This window comes from Streptomyces sp. NBC_01717, from assembly GCF_036248255.1.
Taxonomy (GTDB): domain Bacteria; phylum Actinomycetota; class Actinomycetes; order Streptomycetales; family Streptomycetaceae; genus Streptomyces.
Genome location: NZ_CP109178.1, coordinates 6110058 through 6127950, shown reverse-complemented (window position 1 = coordinate 6127950; position 17893 = coordinate 6110058). Strand labels below are relative to the sequence as shown.

Annotated in this window: 15 protein-coding genes; 7 read left to right on the top strand and 8 right to left on the bottom strand. The window is 71.6% G+C overall.

Annotation, left to right across the window (positions count from 1 at the left end; genetic code table 11):
• Positions 1–182 precede the first annotated feature (182 nt).
• On the top strand, positions 183–1211 hold the full coding sequence (locus OHB49_RS27650) for an aspartate-semialdehyde dehydrogenase (RefSeq protein WP_030921345.1): 1029 nt from the start codon (positions 183–185) through the stop codon (positions 1209–1211).
• A 96-nt stretch (positions 1212–1307) separates the two neighbouring features.
• Here OHB49_RS27650 and OHB49_RS27645 read toward each other — a convergent pair whose 3' ends face one another.
• Positions 1308–1655, bottom strand: a complete 348-nt coding sequence (locus tag OHB49_RS27645; RefSeq protein WP_030970032.1) for a type II toxin-antitoxin system PemK/MazF family toxin — start codon at positions 1653–1655, stop codon at positions 1308–1310.
• A complete protein-coding gene (locus OHB49_RS27640) occupies positions 1648–1872 on the bottom strand; it encodes a ribbon-helix-helix domain-containing protein (RefSeq protein ID WP_030921349.1) in 225 nt (74 codons plus the stop codon). Before OHB49_RS27640 ends, OHB49_RS27645 begins: the two co-directional genes overlap by 8 nt.
• Before the next feature lie 103 nt (positions 1873–1975).
• On the opposite strand from OHB49_RS27640, the gene pepN reads away from it, so the two are divergent.
• Positions 1976–4552 carry an aminopeptidase N gene (gene pepN, locus OHB49_RS27635; RefSeq protein WP_329163802.1) on the top strand — a complete coding sequence of 859 codons (2577 nt, stop codon included), beginning with the start codon at positions 1976–1978 and terminating at the stop codon, positions 4550–4552.
• A gap of 93 nt (positions 4553–4645) precedes the next feature.
• On the opposite strand, the gene alc is transcribed toward pepN, so the two are convergent.
• The 5 genes from alc to OHB49_RS27610 all read right to left on the bottom strand — a co-directional run bounded on the left by alc (position 4646) and on the right by OHB49_RS27610 (position 9719).
• Entirely contained in the window at positions 4646–5797 is a 1152-nt protein-coding gene (gene alc / locus OHB49_RS27630) for an allantoicase (RefSeq protein ID WP_329163800.1), read from the bottom strand.
• A 65-nt stretch (positions 5798–5862) separates the two neighbouring features.
• Positions 5863–6783 carry a LysR substrate-binding domain-containing protein gene (locus OHB49_RS27625; protein WP_329163799.1) on the bottom strand — a complete coding sequence of 307 codons (921 nt, stop codon included), beginning with the start codon at positions 6781–6783 and terminating at the stop codon, positions 5863–5865.
• 144 nt (positions 6784–6927) lie between these two features.
• The gene (locus OHB49_RS27620) at positions 6928–7158 is read right to left on the bottom strand and encodes a hypothetical protein (RefSeq protein ID WP_078852643.1); all 231 of its coding nucleotides are present in this window, start codon (positions 7156–7158) and stop codon (positions 6928–6930) included.
• A gap of 20 nt (positions 7159–7178) precedes the next feature.
• A complete protein-coding gene (gene malQ / locus OHB49_RS27615; protein WP_329163797.1) occupies positions 7179–9488 on the bottom strand; it encodes a 4-alpha-glucanotransferase in 2310 nt (769 codons plus the stop codon).
• Positions 9489–9719: a hypothetical protein gene (locus OHB49_RS27610; RefSeq protein WP_030970019.1), complete on the bottom strand. Its 231-nt coding sequence runs from the start codon at positions 9717–9719 to the stop codon at positions 9489–9491. It abuts the gene before it with no gap.
• 311 nt (positions 9720–10030) lie between these two features.
• Between OHB49_RS27610 and OHB49_RS27605 the strand changes: the two genes are divergently transcribed.
• From OHB49_RS27605 to OHB49_RS27590, 4 genes are all read left to right on the top strand, one after another.
• Positions 10031–13024 carry a beta-N-acetylglucosaminidase domain-containing protein gene (locus tag OHB49_RS27605; RefSeq protein WP_329163795.1) on the top strand — a complete coding sequence of 998 codons (2994 nt, stop codon included), beginning with the start codon at positions 10031–10033 and terminating at the stop codon, positions 13022–13024.
• A gap of 113 nt (positions 13025–13137) precedes the next feature.
• Entirely contained in the window at positions 13138–13698 is a 561-nt protein-coding gene (locus OHB49_RS27600) for a PadR family transcriptional regulator (RefSeq protein ID WP_030970016.1), read from the top strand.
• Positions 13695–14438, top strand: a complete 744-nt coding sequence (locus OHB49_RS27595) for an ABC transporter ATP-binding protein (protein ID WP_052189412.1) — start codon at positions 13695–13697, stop codon at positions 14436–14438. The genes OHB49_RS27600 and OHB49_RS27595 overlap by 4 nt, the downstream gene beginning before the upstream one ends.
• Positions 14428–15768: an FtsX-like permease family protein gene (locus tag OHB49_RS27590; protein ID WP_329163792.1), complete on the top strand. Its 1341-nt coding sequence runs from the start codon at positions 14428–14430 to the stop codon at positions 15766–15768. The genes OHB49_RS27595 and OHB49_RS27590 overlap by 11 nt, the downstream gene beginning before the upstream one ends.
• 53 nt (positions 15769–15821) lie before the next feature.
• Here OHB49_RS27590 and OHB49_RS27585 read toward each other — a convergent pair whose 3' ends face one another.
• Entirely contained in the window at positions 15822–16358 is a 537-nt protein-coding gene (locus OHB49_RS27585) for an HNH endonuclease (protein WP_018552807.1), read from the bottom strand.
• A gap of 364 nt (positions 16359–16722) precedes the next feature.
• On the opposite strand from OHB49_RS27585, the gene OHB49_RS27580 reads away from it, so the two are divergent.
• Positions 16723–17790, top strand: coding sequence for a mechanosensitive ion channel family protein (locus tag OHB49_RS27580; protein WP_329163790.1), 1068 nt, complete (start codon positions 16723–16725; stop codon positions 17788–17790).
• The last annotated feature ends 103 nt before the right edge of the window (positions 17791–17893 follow it).

The following is a 17893-nucleotide window of genomic DNA, read 5'->3' as shown; positions in this document are numbered from 1 at the left end:
CCCGGATGCGTTGTCGGTAACGACGGTGGGGCGGGCGCTCCGTGGAGCGCCCGCCCCACTGCTCTGCCCGGCCCGCGCCGGGACACTGTCCGTCTGCCGGACAATGGATTGGACAAGGAAGCCGTGGACATACGCATCATGGAGCGGCAACCGTGCCAGTTCGTACGTTTGAAGGAGTCCCTGTGAAGGTCGGAATCGTCGGCGCCACCGGTCAGGTCGGCACAGTCATGCGCAGGATCCTGGCCGAGCGGAAATTCCCGACCGACCAGCTGCGGCTCTTCGCCTCCGCCCGCTCCGCAGGCTCCACCATCGAGTGGCAGGGCCAGGAGATCACCGTCGAGGACGCCTCCACCGCGGACTACACGGGTCTCGACATCGTGCTGTTCTCGGCCGGCGGCGCCACCTCGAAGGCGCTCGCCGAGAAGGTCGCCGCCCAGGGCGCCGTGGTGATCGACAACTCCTCCGCATGGCGCAAGGACCCCGAGGTCCCGCTCGTCGTCTCCGAGGTCAACGCGCACGCGATCAAGAACCGCCCCAAGGGCATCATCGCCAACCCGAACTGCACGACGATGGCCGCGATGCCCGTGCTGCGCCCGCTGCACGACGAGGCCGGTCTCGACGCGCTGGTCGTCACCAGCTACCAGGCGGTCTCCGGCTCCGGTCTGGCCGGCGTCTCCGAGCTGCACGGACAGGCGTCCAAGGTGGTCGCCGACGCCGACAAGCTCACCCACGACGGCGGCGCCGTCGAGTTCCCCGAGCCGGCCGTCTACAAGCGGCCCATCGCTTTCAACGTGCTGCCGCTGGCCGGTTCGATCGTCGACGACGGCTCCTTCGAGACGGACGAGGAGCAGAAGCTCCGCAACGAGTCCCGCAAGATCCTGGAGATCCCGGAGCTCAAGGTGTCCGGCACCTGTGTCCGGGTCCCGGTCTTCACCGGTCACTCGCTCCAGATCAACGCCCGCTTCGCCCGCCCGATCGGCGTGGAGCGCGCCTACGAGCTGCTCGAGGGTGCCGAGGGTGTCGAGCTCTCGGAGATCCCCACCCCGCTCCAGGCGGCCGGCCAGGACGTGTCGTACGTGGGCCGCATCCGGGCCGACGAGACCGTCGAGAACGGTCTGGCGCTCTTCGTCTCCGGCGACAACCTGCGCAAGGGCGCGGCGCTGAACGCCGTGCAGATCGCGGAACTGGTCGCTGCCGAGCTGAACGGCTGACACCCGCAAAGCACGTGAGAGGGCGGCCACCGGTGCTCGGTGGCCGCCCTTTCGCATGCGCCGGAGAGCGTGTGCGGGCTCCGGCGTCCGCATGTGTCAGAGGGCGAGGTGACGTCGCAGGGCGGCGTCGATCTCGGCCATGCGCGGGCGCGGGACGGTGCCGATCCGTTTCAGGACACGGTCCGGAGAGACTGCACGGACCTGCTCGCACTGGACCTTCGAGTCCTTCAGCAGACGGCTCTCGTCAGCCCTGAGAAGGACCTGGAACGTGAGAACACGCGCGATGTTCGACGTCACCGGCACCACGGTGATCACACCTCGCCCGCTGAGCTCCGCCGACTGGTTCGCCGCGTTGTTGGACACGATCACGGCCGGTCTGACCTTGTTGGCCTCACTGCCCCTGGACGGCTCCAGATCGACCAGATGGATATCGCCTCTACGCATCGGCGATTCCGTCCCCCACCGTACGGTCCCAGAGCGCGGCGTCCTCGCTCGCGTCCCACTCCTCGAACGCTTCCGTGTACTCCGCCTCGAGTCCGGCGACACGCAGCAGCTCGATGGCGGCGTGTATCACGGCGGACCGGGAGTCCGCGTCGGTCTTCATGGCGTACTCGTCGACGAAGGCGACATCCTCCTGCGGCAAGCTCACACTGATCTTCATACCACCAATGCTACCGCAGTAGGCAAACAGTGGCTACTCCGCTTCTCCCGGCGATCGACGTGGAAGGATGACCGGAAACGTCACCATCGAAGGAGATGACCGCGTGCCTGGCACGAATCTGACCCGCGAAGAGGCACAGGAGCGGGCGCGCCTGCTGACCGTGGACGCGTACGAGATCGATCTCGACCTCTCCGGAGCGCAGGAGGGCGGCACCTACCGGTCCGTGACCACTGTCCGCTTCGACTCCGCCGAAGCCGGTGCGGAGACCTTCATCGACCTGGTCGCCCCGGCCGTGCACGAGGTCGAGCTCAACGGCAAGACCCTGGACGTCGCCGCCGTCTTCCGCGACTCGCGGATCGCGCTGCCGCACCTGCACGCGGGCTCCAACGTGCTGCGGGTGGTCGCGGACTGCGCCTACACCAACACCGGCGAGGGTCTGCACCGGTTCGTCGACCAGGTCGACCAGCAGGCGTACCTGTACACGCAGTTCGAGGTCCCGGACGCGCGCCGGGTCTTCGCGAGCTTCGAACAGCCTGATCTGAAGGCGACCTTCCAGTTCACCGTGAAGGCGCCGGCGGGCTGGACGGTCATCTCGAACTCCCCCACGCCGGAGCCCAAGGACGACGTCTGGGTCTTCGAGCCGACGCCGCGCATCTCGACGTACATCACGGCCCTGATCGTCGGTCCGTACCACGCGGTGCACAGCAGCTACGAGAAGGACGGCCAGTCCGTTCCGCTCGGCATCTACTGCCGCCCGTCGCTCGCCGAGTTCCTCGACGCGGACGCGATCTTCGACGTCACGCGGCAGGGCTTCGACTGGTTCCAGGAGAAGTTCGACTACGCGTACCCGTTCGCCAAGTACGACCAGCTGTTCGTCCCGGAGTTCAACGCGGGCGCGATGGAGAACGCGGGCGCGGTCACCATCCGCGACCAGTACGTGTTCCGTTCGAAGGTGACGGACGCGGCGTACGAGACCCGGGCCGAGACGATCCTGCACGAGCTGGCCCACATGTGGTTCGGCGACCTCGTCACCATGGAGTGGTGGAACGACCTGTGGCTGAACGAGTCGTTCGCCACGTACACGTCGATCGCCTGCCAGGCGTACGCGGAGGGCTCGAAGTGGCCGCACTCCTGGACGACGTTCGCCAACTCCATGAAGACGTGGGCGTACCGCCAGGACCAGCTGCCGTCGACGCACCCGATCATGGCGGACATCCGTGACCTGGACGATGTCCTGGTCAACTTCGACGGCATCACGTACGCCAAGGGCGCCTCGGTCCTGAAGCAGCTCGTGGCGTACGTCGGCATGGACGAGTTCTTCAAGGGCGTCCAGGCGTACTTCAAGGCGCACGCGTTCGGGAACACCCGCCTGTCCGACCTGCTGGGCGCACTGGAGGAGACCTCCGGCCGCGACCTGAAGACCTGGTCGAAGGCGTGGCTGGAGACGGCCGGCATCAACATCCTGCGCCCGGAGGTCACCACCGACGGGAACGGTCACGTCACCTCGTTCACCGTCCTCCAGGAGGCCCCGGCGCTGCCCGCCGGCGCCAAGGGCGAACCGACGCTGCGCCCGCACCGGATCGCGATCGGCTGCTACGACCTCGACGGGGACGGAAAGCTGGTCCGCACGAACCGGATCGAGCTGGACGTCGACGGCGAGCGCACCGAGGTCCCGTTCCCGGCGGGCACCGCCCGTCCGGCGGTCATCCTGCTCAACGACGACGACCTGTCGTACGCGAAGGTCCGGCTCGACGAGGAGTCGCTGCGGGTCGTCACCGAGCACCTCGGCGACTTCACCGAGTCGCTGCCGCGCGCCCTGTGCTGGGCATCCGCCTGGGACATGACCCGCGACGGCGAACTGGCGACGCGCGACTACCTCTCGCTCGTCCTGTCCGGCATCGGCAAGGAGTCGGACATCGGCGTCGTCCAGTCGCTGCACCGCCAGGTGAAGCTGGCCCTGGACCTGTACGCGGCGCCGGAGTTCCGCGAGGCGGGCCTGACCCAGTGGACGGAGGCGACGCTCGCGCACCTGCGCGCCGCGGAGCCGGCCGGCGACCACCAGCTGGCCTGGGCCCGCGCCTTCGCGGCGACGGCCCGCACCCCCGTCCAGCTGGACCTGCTCCGGGCGCTGCTGGACGGCGCGGAGGCGGTCGAGGGCCTCGTCGTCGACACCGAGCTGCGCTGGGCGTTCGTGGAGCGGCTGGCCGCGGTCGGCCTGCTGGACGAGGACGAGATCGCCGCCGAGTACGAGCGCGACAAGACGGCCGCGGGCGAGCGTCACGCTGCGACGGCCCGCGCGGCGCGCCCGTCGGCCGAGGCGAAGGCGGAGGCCTGGGCCTCCGTCGTCGAGTCCGACAAGCTCCCGAACTCCCTCCAGGAGGCGGTCATCGGCGGCTTCGTCCAGACCGACCAGCGCGAACTGCTGGCCCCGTACACCGAGAAGTTCTTCGCAGCGGTGAAGGACGTCTGGGACTCGCGGAGCCACGAGATGGCCCAGCAGATCGCCGTCGGCCTCTACCCGGCGCTCCAGGTCTCGCAGGAGACCCTGGACGCGACGGACGCCTGGCTGGACTCGGCGGAGCCGAGCGCGGCGCTGCGCCGGCTGGTCTCCGAGTCGCGGGCAGGCGTGGAGCGCGCGCTGAAGGCCCAGGCTGCGGACGCGGCCGCGGCAACCGCGTAGCCTCTGCCCACGTGCGGAGGAGTGCCCCGGACCGTCCGCACGGTCCGGGGCACTCCTGTTCCGCGGCTGTTCGCCGGGCGGCGGCAACAGGGATTACACGCCCGACTCCTCGTAGCGGTCGGCCAGTTCGGCGGCGCCCCGTTCCGTGAGTGTGCCGTGCAGGCGCATGCGGGCCACTCCGCCGTCCGGGAAGGCGTCGAGGCGGACGTGGGTGACCACCGCCCGGGCGTGCAGCGGGAAGCGGTGGAGGGTGTCGGGCTGGAGCTTGGTGCGGGGGATGATCTCGAACCATTCACCCGTCTCGCCGTTGCGGCCCTGGAGGGCGATCCAGCCGGCCGCATTGCCCTTGAGGCAGGCTGTGTCGATCTCGACCGCGCGGACCGCCCCCTGGGCGACCAGGCGGAAGCGGACCCAGTCGTTCGTGTCGCGGACACGGCGGCGGCGGTTCTCCCAGCCGTCGTCCATCTTGCGGGAGGTGCCGGGCAGGATGATCTGGGTCGGTGAGGAGTAGAAGCGGTCCGAGGCGTCCTCGTACGCGCCGCCGTTGAGGACCGCGATCAGGTCGATCGTGCCGAGGGTCGCCAGCCAGGCGGGGTCGGGGACCACTTCGCCGTGGACGCGGAGGCGGGCGACGCCGCCGTCGGGGTGCTGGCAGAGGCGGATGTGGGTGTAGCGGCGGCCGCCGGTGATCTCGAAGCCGTTGGCGGCGTGGCCGCGTACGGCGGTGGGCGGGACGATCTCCTCCCACTTCACGTCGTCGGCAAGGAGCTCCGACTCCGAGGGACTGGGTGAGCCCTCGACCGATGTCGCCTGCACCGAGACGCGCTGCGGGTAGTTGCCGCGGAAGTGGGCGGTGTCGACGACGATGCCGCGGATGATGCCGGGGGCACCGAGCCGGACGAGGGCCCAGTCGTGGTCCTCGGGGGCCGGGAAGGGGTGTGCGGCGTCGGTGCCGCGGCGGCGCCGGGTCTCCCAGCCGTCCATGATCTTGCCCTTGTGCCCGAAGCGCTCGGGGTCGAACACGGCGCGTTCGCGGTTCAGGAGGTTCTCGCGCTCGGCGAAGAACTCGTCGTTCGCGGCCACCACGCCCGCGCCCAGGCGGCGGTCGGCGAGGTCCACCAGGTCGGTGAAGGGGAAGTCGCCGGCGCGGTAGTCGGCGTACGGGTCGCCGCCGCCGTACGGGGCCGCGTCATTGGCGTGGGGGTCGTTGTCCTCGGCAGGGTTCTCGTTCACGTCGGAGGTCATGTACGGAACTGTGGTACCGAATGACCCATCAGGTCCATCGAAAGTTTTCGTACAATTCTTTCAGTTCAGTTAAATGGTTCCTCGCGGGCCGCACTGACCTGCTGAAGCGCGGACAGGACCCGGGCCACCGCCGGCCCGCCCTCCGCGCCCTGCCGTACGGCGGCGACCACATGGCGCCGGGGCAGGTCCGCCTCCAGAACACGCATCACCACACCCGTACGGCGCTCCGCCGACGCCATCCGCGGGATCAGTGCGACACCCATGCCCGCTTCGACCATGGCGAGGATCGCGGTCCACCCGGAGGCGCTGTGCGCCTGCTCCGGCACGAACCCGGCGGCCTCGCACGCGGCCGTGGTGATCTCCGACCACGGGCCCGAACCGCCGAAGATCCACGGCTCGGCGGCGAGGTCGGCCAGCCGCAACCCGGGGGCGTCGGCCAGCCGGTGTCCGGCGGGGAGGGCGACATCGAGCGGGTCGGCGAGCAGAGGGAGGAGAGTGAAGCGCGGGTCGTGGGCGGTCGGTGCGTGCGCGGCGAGGGAGAGCGCGAGATCGACGTCGCCGGCCGACAGGAGTTCGTACGCCTCCGCGGCCTCCGCCTCCCGTACCCGCACGGACGGTCCGGGCCGGTCGTCGGCGCGCAGGAGCCGGACCGCCGGTACGACGAGGGCGGGCACGGCCGTCGAGAAGGCACCGACCCGCACCTCCCCCGCCTCGCCCCGCAGATACCCCGTCAACTCCGCTTCGGCGCGTTCCAGTTGGGCGAAGACCGCTTCGGCGTGGCGGAGTACGAGATGTGCGGCGTCGGTGAGCCGGACCCGGCGGCCCTGGGCCTCCAGCAGGGGCACGCCGAGCTGCTTGGCCAGGTTGGAGAGCTGCTGGGACACCGCCGAGGGGGTCATCAGCAGCGCCTCGGCCGTTGCCGTGACGGTCCCGCGCTCGCTCAGCACGCGCAGGATCCTGAGCTTCTTGATGTCCCACTCGGTCATGTCCGCACATTAGCCGCCGAGGCAGGCCCCGCCCGTCCGGCAGCGGAACGCGGAGCAGGGCGCCTCGAAGTGCTCACGCACTTCGGGCGCCCTGAAAAAAGCGCTGGTGGAACTACGCGGGCCCGGCGCCGCGCAGCGGGAGGGTCAGGCCTGCTTCTTGGACTTGTCCAGGAGCATGACCAGGCCCACGATGATCACGAACAGGGCGATGGGTGCCACGACGTAGAGGCCGATCGTGTCCATCACGCTCAGGCCGGGGCCCGGGTCGTCACCGTCGTCACGGGTCAGCGCAAGCGCGGGGGACGACATGAGCAGCATCATCAGCGTCGTACCGGCCGCCACGGCGCCGGCGCGCATTGCGTTCTTCTTGTCCACGGTGCAAACGTAGCGAACGTCTAGGAGCGGCGCGCGCCCGGGGGTGCCGTACGAGGCTTCGACTGTTCTTTCGGGTGTCCGTCCACCGGCTTCAGTACCTCCATCAGATGGTGCAGACGCGGCGACGACGCCAGCTCCTCCAGAGTGACCGGGTGACCTTCCGCATCCGCGACGGGCAGCCGCCAGTTGGGGTACTGGTCCCAGGTGCCGGGCAGATTCTGCGGCCGGCGGTCGCCGACCGTGTCCGGGAGCCAGACGCCGACCATGCGGGCAGGGGTGCGCAGCAGGAAGCGGTGGACGGCGCGGACCGCCCCCTCCTCGTCGCCCTCGCCCTCCGGCAGCAAGCCGAGCCGGGCGAGCAGGCCGAGCCACGTGGCGGTGTCGGTGGCGTCCTCGGCCTGTTCCTGCTCCAGGGTGTGGGTGAGCAGTCCCAGGCGGTGGCGGAGTGTCACATGGTCGCCGGTCAGCCGGGCGGCGGTGGACGGCAGGTCGTGGGTCGTGGCGGTGGCGAGGCAACCTTCCCGCCAGCGCTCCGGGGGCAGCGGGCGGCCGGTGCCCGTCCAGTCGCGCTCGAACCAGAGCACGGAGGTGCCGAGCACTCCGCGCCGGGCGAGCGACTCGCGTACGCCCGGTTCGACCGTGCCGAGGTCCTCCCCTATGACGACCGCACCGGCCCGGTGCGCCTCCAGGACGAGGACGGCGAGCATCGCCTCGGCGTCATGGCTGACGTACGTGCCCTCGGTGGGCGGTCTTCCCTCGGGGACCCACCAGAGCCGGAACAGGCCCATGACGTGATCGATGCGCAGGGCGCCGGCGTGGGCGAGCAGGCCGCGCAGCAGCCCCCGGTACGGGGCGTAGCCGGACGCGGCGAGGACGTCGGGGCGCCACGGGGGCAGCCCCCAGTCCTGACCGCGCGCGTTGAAGGCGTCCGGGGGCGCGCCGACCGACATGCCGTGCGCGAAGGCGTCCTGCTGGGCCCAGGCGTCGGCGCCGCCGGGGTGCACGCCGACGGCGAGGTCGTGGACGATGCCGACGGCCATCCCGGCGTCCCTCGCGACGCTCTGGGCCGCGGCGAGCTGGTCGTCGGTCAGCCAGGCGAGCCGGCAGTGGAAGTCCACCCGGTCGAGCAGTTCGGCACGCGCGCGGGCGACCTGCGGGGAGCGGGGGTCGCGCAGTGCGGACGGCCAGGCGTGCCAGTCCGAGCCGTGCACCTCCGCGAGGGCGCACCACAGGGCGTGGTCCTCCAGGGCCTGCCCCTGGGCGGCGAGGAAGTCGCAGTACGCGGCGCGCCGGCCCGGGGTCAGCGGCACCTCCCGTACGAGTTCGAGAGCCTGACGCTTGAGCTCCCAGACGGCGTCCCGGTCGATCAGCGCGCCCTTGTTCAAGACGGTGTCGCTCAGTGTTTCAGCGCTCTGCCGCAGGTCGTCGAGGGCCGCCCGGTCCGGTACGTGCCCGTACTCCGGGATCGACTCGACATGCAGATGGACGGGGTCGGGGAAGCGGCGCGAGGACGGACGGTACGGCGACGGGTCGGTGGGTGTGCCCGGCACGGCGGCGTGCAGCGGGTTCACCTGTACGAACCCGGCGCCGAGGGTCCGCCCCGACCAGGCGGCGAGATCGGCGAGGTCACCGAGGTCGCCCATGCCCCAGGAGCGGCCGGAGAGCAGGGAGTAGAGCTGGACGAGGAAGCCGTGGGTGCGCCGTGGCGGCTGGGGCACCCGGGCCGGGGCCACGATCAGGGTGGTGGTCATGGTGCGGCCGTCCTGGGCACGGGCGGTCAACCGGTGCACCCCGAGCGGGGGTTCGGTCCACCAGGCGGGGGTCGGGGCGGGTGCACCGGGAGCGGAACCGGGTTTGCCGGTTCCGACAGCCGTCCCGACGGGGGCCGTCCCAGGAGGCGCCGCCCCAAGGGCGGCCGCGTCGAAGGCTCGGGCGGAGACCGGGTCGGCGGCAGCACCGACGACCGTGCCGGCCGTCGCCGAAACGGCCGGATCCGGTCGTCCGCTCGGCACCCGCATCCGCGGCGTGGGGGACGAACCGGCGGCGTCCTCGGGCTCGATCTCCAGCGTCGTGCCGGGCCGCAGGGCGGTCAGGGCGGCCGGCAGCGGCTCCCCCGACCACACCACCAGGGTGGGCGGGAGCAGCCGGGAGGCGGCCACCGCCTCGGCGGCGGCAAGCGATTCCCGCACCGCTTCAGGGGTGGCGGCGTCCACGCCGAGCGCGGCGAGCACGGCGACGACCGTGTCGTCGGGAACTGACACCGTGACATCCGCGGACGGCGCGTAGGAGGTGGCGACGCCGTGCAGTGCGGCGAGCCGGGACAAGCCCATTCAGACTCCTGGGGACTCCGTGCCCCGCGCAGCGCCGGGGGCGGTCGGCTCGCTGGTCAGTGGGGCGATGACGGCGAGCGGCGGCTCGCTGGTCAGGGGTGCGGCATCGGCGAGCGGCGGCTCGCTCGTCAGGGGTATGGCGTCGGCGAACGCGGGCTCACCGGTCAACGGTCCGGGGCCCGGCACCTGTTTGGACAGGGCGGAGAGCAGAAGCTGCGCGGCAGCGGGCATGGCGGCCTCCTGGCCGTGGAGAACTGGACACAGCAGGCCTACCCAGCGGACGCAGCCGCAGACATAGGCGTTACGACAACGACTTCAACGTGCTCCGGGTCACATTCCGTTCCCCAGCGGCCAGTTACCCGCAAGTTGTCCGCCGTATTCGGCCATTCGACGCCGTCTCTGCTGCGGCCCCGCCGTTCGCCCCCGACACCCCGCCCCATCCGCCACAACGGGCAAATACGGCACAACGGCCACACACATTGACACCCTCGCGCGTGGGGTGGTGGGCTCGGAGCCCATCGGTGGGAGCGAGGGAGTACGGCATGCGGCTCAGGCACAGAAAGCACGCGACGGCCGTCGCTGTCGCCGTGCTCGGCGGACTGCTCTCCACCGGGACCCCGGCCGCCTTCGCGGCGCCGTCGGACCCCGGCTCCCCCGCCGTCACCACACCCGACCGTACCGACGAGGACGCGCTGCCCACCGTGTGGCCGCGGCCACAGACCATCAAGGCGGCCGGGACGGCCGTACCGCTCTCCACCGAGGTGACCCTCGTCGCCGGCGCGCACGCCGATCCGTACGCCGTCGACGCCGCCAGGCAGGTGCTGCGCGACGCGGGCGTGCGGACCGTGCACGAGGCGCTGCCGGGACGCGGGCCGGTCATCCGGCTCGGCGGCGACGGCGCGCAGGACGCCCTGCGCACGCTGCGCGCCCCCGAGCGCGCCGATCTGCCGTCCGGCGGCTACCGGATCGCGGTCGGCACGGTCGCGGGCCGCTCCACCGTCGCCCTGGACGGTGTCGGCGACGACGGCCTGTTCCACGCCGTGCAGACGCTGCGCCAGCTGGTCCGGAACGGGAGCGTCGCCGGGGTCTCCGTGCGGGACTGGCCGGGCACCGCCGTACGCGGAATGACCGAGGGGTTCTACGGGCAGCCGTGGACGCGCGAGGAGCGGCTCGCGCAGATCGACTTCATGGGGCGTACGAAGCAGAACCGGTACCTCTACGCGGCGGGCGACGACCCGTACCGGCAGGCCCGCTGGCGCGATCCGTACCCTGCCGAGCGGCGCGCCGACTTCCGGGCGCTGGCCGAACGGGCCCGCGCCCGGCACGTGACCCTCGGCTGGGCGGTCGCCCCCGGCCAGGCCATGTGCATGTCCTCCGACGGCGATGTGAAGGCGCTGACCCGGAAGATCGACGCGATGTGGGCGCTGGGCGTGCGCGTCTTCCAGCTCCAGTTCCAGGACGTCAGCTACAGCGAATGGCACTGCGACAACGACGCCGCCACGTTCGGCAGCGGCCCGGAGGCGGCGGCGAGGGCGCAGGCGCGGGTCGCCAGCGAGGTCGCCCGGCACCTCGCGCAGCGGCATCCGGGCTCGGAGCCGCTGTCGGTGATGCCGACGGAGTTCTACCAGGACGGGGCCACGGACTACCGGACCGCGCTCGCCAAGGAGCTGGACGACCGGGTGCAGATCGCCTGGACCGGGGTCGGCGTCGTACCGAGGACCATCACCGGCCGGGAACTGGCCGGTGCGCGCGCCACGTTCCGGCATCCGCTCGTCACGATGGACAACTACCCGGTCAACGACTACGCGCAGGACCGTATCTTCCTCGGCCCGTACACCGGCCGGGACCCTGCGGTCGCGATGGGCTCGGCGGCGCTGCTCGCCAATGCGATGGAGCAGCCGTCCGCGTCCCGCATCCCGCTGTTCACCGCGGCCGACTTCGCCTGGAACCCGAAGGGTTACCTGCCGCAGGAGTCCTGGCAGGCGGCGATCGACGATCTGGCGGGCGATGACGCGGGGGCCCGGGAGGCGCTGCGTGCGCTGGCCCGGAACAGTGCGACGTCCGTGCTGGGCGGCGACGAGTCGGCGTATCTGCAGCCGCTTCTGGCCGCGTTCTGGAAGTCCCGTACGACGACGAACGCGACGGCACAGGCGGACGCGGCGCGCGAGCTGCGGGCCGCGTTCACGGTGATGCGCGAGGCACCGCAGCGGCTGAAGGGCCCGGCGGACGGGCGACTCGACGACGAAGTAAGGCCGTGGACCGAGCAGTTGGCCCGGTACGGCCGGGCGGGCGAGCTCGCCGTCGATCTGCTGCAGGCCCAGGCGCGCGGCGACGGCGCGGCCGCATGGAAGGCGTCGCTGGCGCTGGAGCCGCTGCAGAAGGCCACCGGGGCGAGCGGCGCGACGGTCGGCAAGGGTGTCCTCGATCCGTTCCTGGACCGGGTGCGCAAGGAGGCCGACGCGTGGACCGGCGCGGACCGGGACGCCGGAACGGTGACCGAGGCCCCGGGCAGCTATACGGTCCGGCTGAAACGCGCGCGCCCGATGGAGGCCGTGACCGCGATGACCGTTCCCGGGGTGGGGGCGGACGCGACGCTGCAGGCCCATGTGCCGGGCGAGGGCTGGCGCAGCCTCGGCCCGGTGTCGCGGACCGGCTGGACCCAGACCGCGGCCGAGGGCCTCAGAACCGACGCGATCCGGCTGATCTGGCCCACGGGCTCCTTGGCGACGGCCCCGGGCGCGAGCGCGGGCACGCTGCCGCCGATCGTCTCCGGAACCGTCACCGCACCCGAAGCCCCCCGGGTACGCGCCCTCGTGCCGTGGTTCGGCGACGAACCCGCCGCCTGGCTCGATCTCGTACGCGGCGAGACCGACGCGGAGATCGGCGGCAGGCCGCAGCGGGTCCAGGCACGGCTCGCCGCCCGCCGCCCCACCGCGGTGCGCGGCGCACTCACCGCGAAGGCCCCGAAGGGCATCAAGGTGTCCGTCCCCGGTCGGACGACGGTGCCGCGCGGGTCCCGTACCGACGTCCCGGTGGAGATCACGGTCCCGGCGAACACCCCGGCCGGCGAGTACGAGGTGCCCTTCAGATTCGGTGGCGAGGAGAGCACCCTCACCGTCCGGGCCTACCCGCGCACCGCCGGCCCCGACCTGGTCCGCACCGCCACCGCCTCCTCGTCCGGCGACGAGACCCCGGACTTCCCGGCCACGGCCGCCTCCGACGGCGATCCCACCACCCGCTGGTCGTCCCCGGCCGAGGACGGCGCCTGGTGGCAGGCGGAGCTGGCGGAGCCCGCCAGGATCGGCCAGGTGGTGCTGCAGTGGCAGGACGCGTACGCCTCCCGCTACCGCGTTCAGGTCTCCGCGGACGGCCGCACCTGGCGTACGGCGGCGACCGTCCGGGACGGCAAGGGCGGCCGCGAGTCCGTCCGGATGGACGCGAAGGACACCCGTTTCCTCAGGATTCAGGGCGACGGCCGGGGCACCGAGTTCGGCTACTCGCTCTGGTCGGTGGAGGCGTACGCCGTCGCGGAGTAGCCGCACGCGTCCGGCACGAACTCCCCTGAAACACGAGTGGTTCACCACTCCTGCGGTAGTTGCCCACCGTCAAGTATTCACTCAGTACATATACCGAGTATATAGTCCGCCTCATGAGCACCCGCCATGTCCTTCTGGGACTGCTCGCCGGAGGTTCCAGACACGGCTACGACCTCAAACGGCGGTACGACGAACGCTTCCCGCAGGCCCGCCCACTGGCCTACGGGCAGGTCTACACCACCCTGCAACGCCTGGTGCGTGACGGTCTGGCCGCCGTCGAAGGCACCGATTCCGACGGTGGCCCCGAGCGCACCCTCTACCGCTCCACGGCCGAAGGGTCACGCGAACTCGCCAGGTGGGCCGACGAGGTCACCCCGCCGGCGCCTTTCGTGACGAACGAGATCTTCGCCAAGGTCGTCGTCTCGATCCTGGTCGCGGCTGCCGCCGGTGGCGGTGACCGCACGTCCGACGCAGCCGCGTACCTCCAGGCCCAGCGTGCCGCCCACATGGCGCGCATGCGCGAACTGACCGAACTCAAGACAACGCCGGGCACCGACCTCAGCACGGTGCTCTCCGCCGACTACGCCCTCGCCCATCTGGACGCCGACGTGCGGTGGATGACCACCACAGCGACCCGTCTCGCCACCCTGACCGCGGAGGTCGACACAGCATGAGTACGCAACCCGAGCAGCCCTCCCGGGCGACAGCGCCCCTGCTCACGGCCACAGGCCTGAAGAAGTCGTACGGGAGAGCCGCCCAGGCGCTGCGCGGCGCGTCGGTCGACCTCCACGCAGGTGAGATTCTCGCCGTCACCGGCGCCAGCGGCAGCGGAAAGTCCACGCTGCTGCACTGCCTGGCCGGGATCGTCCGTCCCGACGAGGGTTCGGTCTCGTACGGACAGGAGCGGCTCGACCGGATGCCGGAGGCGCGCCTCAGCGAGCTGCGGCGAACCGACTTCGGCGTGGTGTTCCAGTTCGGGCAGCTGATCCCCGAGCTCACCGCGCTCGACAACGTGGCGCTGCCCCTGCTGCTCGCGGGGACCGCACGCGCCGAGGCGCAGAGTCGGGCGGACGAGTGGCTGGAGCGCTTCGGCGTGCGCGAACAGGCCTGTCTGCGGCCGGGCGAGCTGAGTGGCGGCCAGAGTCAACGGGTCGCACTGGCACGGGCGTTGGTGACGGGGCCGAAGGCCGTCTTCGCGGACGAGCCGACCGGCGCGCTCGACTCGCTCGCCGGGGAGCAGGTGATGACCGCTCTGGTGCACGCCGCCCGCGAGTCCGGCACCGCGGTGCTGTTGATCACACATGACGCACAGATCGCGGCGTACGCGGACCGGGAGGTGTGGCTGCGGGACGGGGCCGTCCACTCCGGCACGGCGCAGTTCACCGCCCAGGAGGTCGCTCACCATGAAGGCTGACGCCCGCATCGCCTGGATCCTGACGCGCGGCTCCGACCGCCGTGAGTGGTGGCGGATCTCGCTCACCGCGGTGGGCGCCCTGCTCGCCACGGGCTTCGCCCTCGCGGCGATCGCAGTCGCCGCTGTCTCGGGGCAGGTCTCCATCCCGTACGGGCACGGCCTGCTGAACCAGCCCGGCCAGCGCGCCGGTGTGGTGGTCACGCTGCTGCTCCTGCTCGTCCCAGTGCTCGGTTTCCTCGGCCAGTGCGCCCGCATCGGCGCCGTGCACCGCGACCGGCGGATGGCCGGGCTGCGGCTCGCCGGGGCGTCACCCGCGCAGGTGCGGCGCATCTCCGCACTGGAGTCCGCGTTGGCGTGTCTGGCGGGATCGGTCGGCGGATTCGCCGTCTTCGCCGCAGTCCTCACCGGCTCCGGCCACACACCGCCCCCGTCGGCCTGGGCGGCTTTCGTGGTGGTCGTTGTCGTCGTGCCGGTGGTCGCCGCACTGGTGAGCGCGCTCGCACTGCGCCGCGTCGTCGCCTCGCCGCTCGGCTGGGTACGCCGGGTACGGCCGGAGCGCGGGCACCGGACGCTGCTCGCGCTCCTGATTCCGACGGTGCTGATCGCCGCGGCGGCTTTCCTCCTCGTCCTCCAGGGCAGCGGCCTCGACGCGGCGTCGTTCCCGCTGCTGGTGTTCGCCGTGGTGTTCCTCACCGGAGCCGGTGCGGTCTGGGCGGCCGGGGCCTCGGCCGCCTTCATGGGCCGACGGCTGACGGTCCGTGCGAAAAGTCCCGCGGTACTGATCGCCGCGGGCCGCCTCAGGGACGACCCGTGGGCCGCCGCGCGTACCCATGCCGCACTGCTGCTGGTGACCGTCGTCGGCGTGGCCTTCGTGGGGGTACGGGAAGTGCTGCTCGCCGGGTTGCGCGGGGGCGACTACTCGGCGGACGACCTCGATTTCTACACCACCGGTATCGACCTCGCCGGGGCCGCCGTCCTGGTGGCCCTGGTCATCAGCCTCTTCGGCCTCGCCGTGGGCACCGCCGAGTCCCTTGCCACTCGCCGTAGAGGACTCGCCGCCCAGGCCGCGGCCGGAGTACCGCACGCGGTGCTGGCCAGGACTCTCCTCCTGGAGACCGCGCTCCCACTGGCCCCCGCGGTCCTGCTCGCAGGCATCGGGGGCATGGCGGTCCACCTCGCGTACGCCGCCCTCGCTGCACCCGGCTCCGTGCCCTCGATGCTCCCGCTGCTCGTACCTGTGGTGGTGTACGCCGCATGCCTGCTGGCCGCGGCGACATCGCTGCCGCTGCTGCGGCGCGCGGCGCACCCCGCGGAGCTGCGGTTCACGTAGCGCGTGGCGCTCCGCGGATCCGCACCCCTCTGGAGACGCAGAAGCCCGGATCGTCAGGCTGAAATGCCATCGATCCGGGCCATTGCGTCGTCCGCGCCGAACGGTTGCAGGTACGGCAGCCATCGCGGGTCCCTGTGCCCCGTCCCGATGATGCGCCACGCGAGACCGGTCGGCGGCGCGGGCTGTTGGTGCAGCCGCCAGCCGAGCTCCGGCAGATGGCGGTCGGCCTTGACGTGGTTGCAGCGGCGGCAGGCCGCCACCACGTTGTCCCAGGCGTGCTGGCCACCACGGCTGCGTGGAATGACATGGTCGACGCTGGTCGCGGCGGCGCCGCAGTACATGCAGCGGCCGCCGTCCCTGGCGAAGAGCGCCCGGCGGGTGAGTGGAACGGGCCCCCGGTAGGGGACCCGTACGAACCGCTTCAGGCGGACGACGCTGGGTGCCGGTACAGCACGGGTGGCACTGTGCATGAAGGCGCCGGACTCCTCGAGGCAGATGGCCTTGTTCTCGAGGACGAGGACGAGCGCGCGGCGGAGCGGTACGACGCCGAGCGGCTCGTACGACGCATTGAGAACCAGGACATGCGGCACGGTTGATGCCTCCTTGTACGCCGGCGGCGCGTGGCTCGCGCCGGGACGATCCGATCTCAGTCTCTCCTCCTGCCTGGTGGAAGCGCCACCACGTGCGAGTAACGGGCCGGAAGGATTTTCCCCGGCCCGCTGTCGCGCGCACCCCCCGAAGACCCCGGATCAGGCGGTTCGGGGCCGCCGCCGCGGCGGCTCCGGCCCGGTGTGCGATCGGCCACACCCGGCCCGGCGCCCTGATTCGGCTCCGGCCCCCACACCTTCTGTATCCCCGGTCCAAACGGGTCTCTCCCCTCCGTCACGGCAACGGAGCACTCCGGATGCCCCGTTAGTGTGGTTGGTCAGCCCTCGCCCATTTGGAGGTTCCGCCGTGTCTCTGTCAGCGCTGCTGGCCGCTGCCCCGTCGCCCGAGCCGGGCGGCTCGCTGGACGAAGCCGCCAAGCAGGCGGGCGATGCCGCGGGCTGGGTGGAGGAGAACTGGTCCACCTGGCTGAACACCGGTCTTCGCATCCTTCTCATCGCGGCGATCGCGATCGTGTTGCGCATCGCGATCCGTCGTGCTCTCAGCAAGCTCATCGAGCGGATGAACCGCAGCGCCCAGGCCGTCGAGGGCACCGCGCTCGGCGGGCTGCTGGTCAATGCGGAACGTCGCCGTCAGCGCTCCGAGGCCATCGGGTCCGTACTCCGGTCGGTCGCCTCGTTCCTGATCCTCGGTACGGCCGCCCTGATGATCCTGGGGGCGTTCCAGATCGATCTGGCCCCGCTGCTCGCCTCCGCCGGTGTCGCCGGCGTGGCGCTCGGCTTCGGCGCGCGCAACCTCGTCACCGACTTCCTCTCCGGCGTCTTCATGATCCTGGAGGACCAGTACGGCGTCGGCGACACCATCGACGCGGGTGTCGCCTCCGGCGAGGTCATCGAGGTCGGGCTGCGGGTCACCAAGCTGCGCGGTGACAATGGCGAGATCTGGTACGTCCGCAACGGCGAGGTGAAGAGGATCGGCAACCTCAGCCAGGGCTGGTCGACCGCCGGGCTCGACGTGCAGGTGCGCCCCACGGAGGATCTCGACCGGGTACGCACGGTGATCACCGAGGCGGCCGCGCGGATGGCCAAGGAGGACCCGTGGAACGAGCGCCTGTGGGGTCCGGTGGAGGTCCTCGGCCTGGACTCCGTGCTCCTCGACTCGATGACGGTCCGGGTGACGGCGAAGACGATGCCGGGCAAGTCCCTGGGCGTGGAGCGCGAGCTGCGCTGGCGGATCAAGGGGGCCTTCGACGAGGCGGGCATCCGGATGGTCGGCGGCGTACCGGCACAGCCGGACGAGGCGTCGGCGGCGGACCCGACGGCCGCAATGGCTGCCCCGTCGGCGTACTCGTCGACGACGTCGCCGCAGTCGCTGGCCACGTCGCCGATCACCCCGCCGTCGAGCCCGGGCAAGTAGAACCCCGGATCCAAGGGCGTCCGGCCCGGCCCGCAAGGAGCCACGCCGGGCGCCCTTCGGCGTGAAAGCGCCTTGACCGGCCCCCCAGGTAACGCTTTGGTTG

What these genes read in the sequence shown, in the direction of transcription:
- OHB49_RS27645 (WP_030970032.1), bottom strand. Translation starts at nt 1,655, where the DNA reads ATGCGTAGAGGCGATATCCATCTGGTCGATCTGGAGCCGTCCAGGGGC.
- OHB49_RS27640 (WP_030921349.1), bottom strand. Translation starts at nt 1,872, where the DNA reads ATGAAGATCAGTGTGAGCTTGCCGCAGGAGGATGTCGCCTTCGTCGAC.
- alc (WP_329163800.1), bottom strand. Translation starts at nt 5,797, where the DNA reads ATGACCTCCGACGTGAACGAGAACCCTGCCGAGGACAACGACCCCCAC.
- OHB49_RS27625 (WP_329163799.1), bottom strand. Translation starts at nt 6,783, where the DNA reads ATGACCGAGTGGGACATCAAGAAGCTCAGGATCCTGCGCGTGCTGAGC.
- malQ (WP_329163797.1), bottom strand. Translation starts at nt 9,488, where the DNA reads ATGGGCTTGTCCCGGCTCGCCGCACTGCACGGCGTCGCCACCTCCTAC.
- OHB49_RS27610 (WP_030970019.1), bottom strand. Translation starts at nt 9,719, where the DNA reads ATGCCCGCTGCCGCGCAGCTTCTGCTCTCCGCCCTGTCCAAACAGGTG.
- OHB49_RS27605 (WP_329163795.1), top strand. Translation starts at nt 10,031, where the DNA reads ATGCGGCTCAGGCACAGAAAGCACGCGACGGCCGTCGCTGTCGCCGTG.
- OHB49_RS27600 (WP_030970016.1), top strand. Translation starts at nt 13,138, where the DNA reads ATGAGCACCCGCCATGTCCTTCTGGGACTGCTCGCCGGAGGTTCCAGA.
- OHB49_RS27595 (WP_052189412.1), top strand. Translation starts at nt 13,695, where the DNA reads ATGAGTACGCAACCCGAGCAGCCCTCCCGGGCGACAGCGCCCCTGCTC.
- OHB49_RS27590 (WP_329163792.1), top strand. Translation starts at nt 14,428, where the DNA reads ATGAAGGCTGACGCCCGCATCGCCTGGATCCTGACGCGCGGCTCCGAC.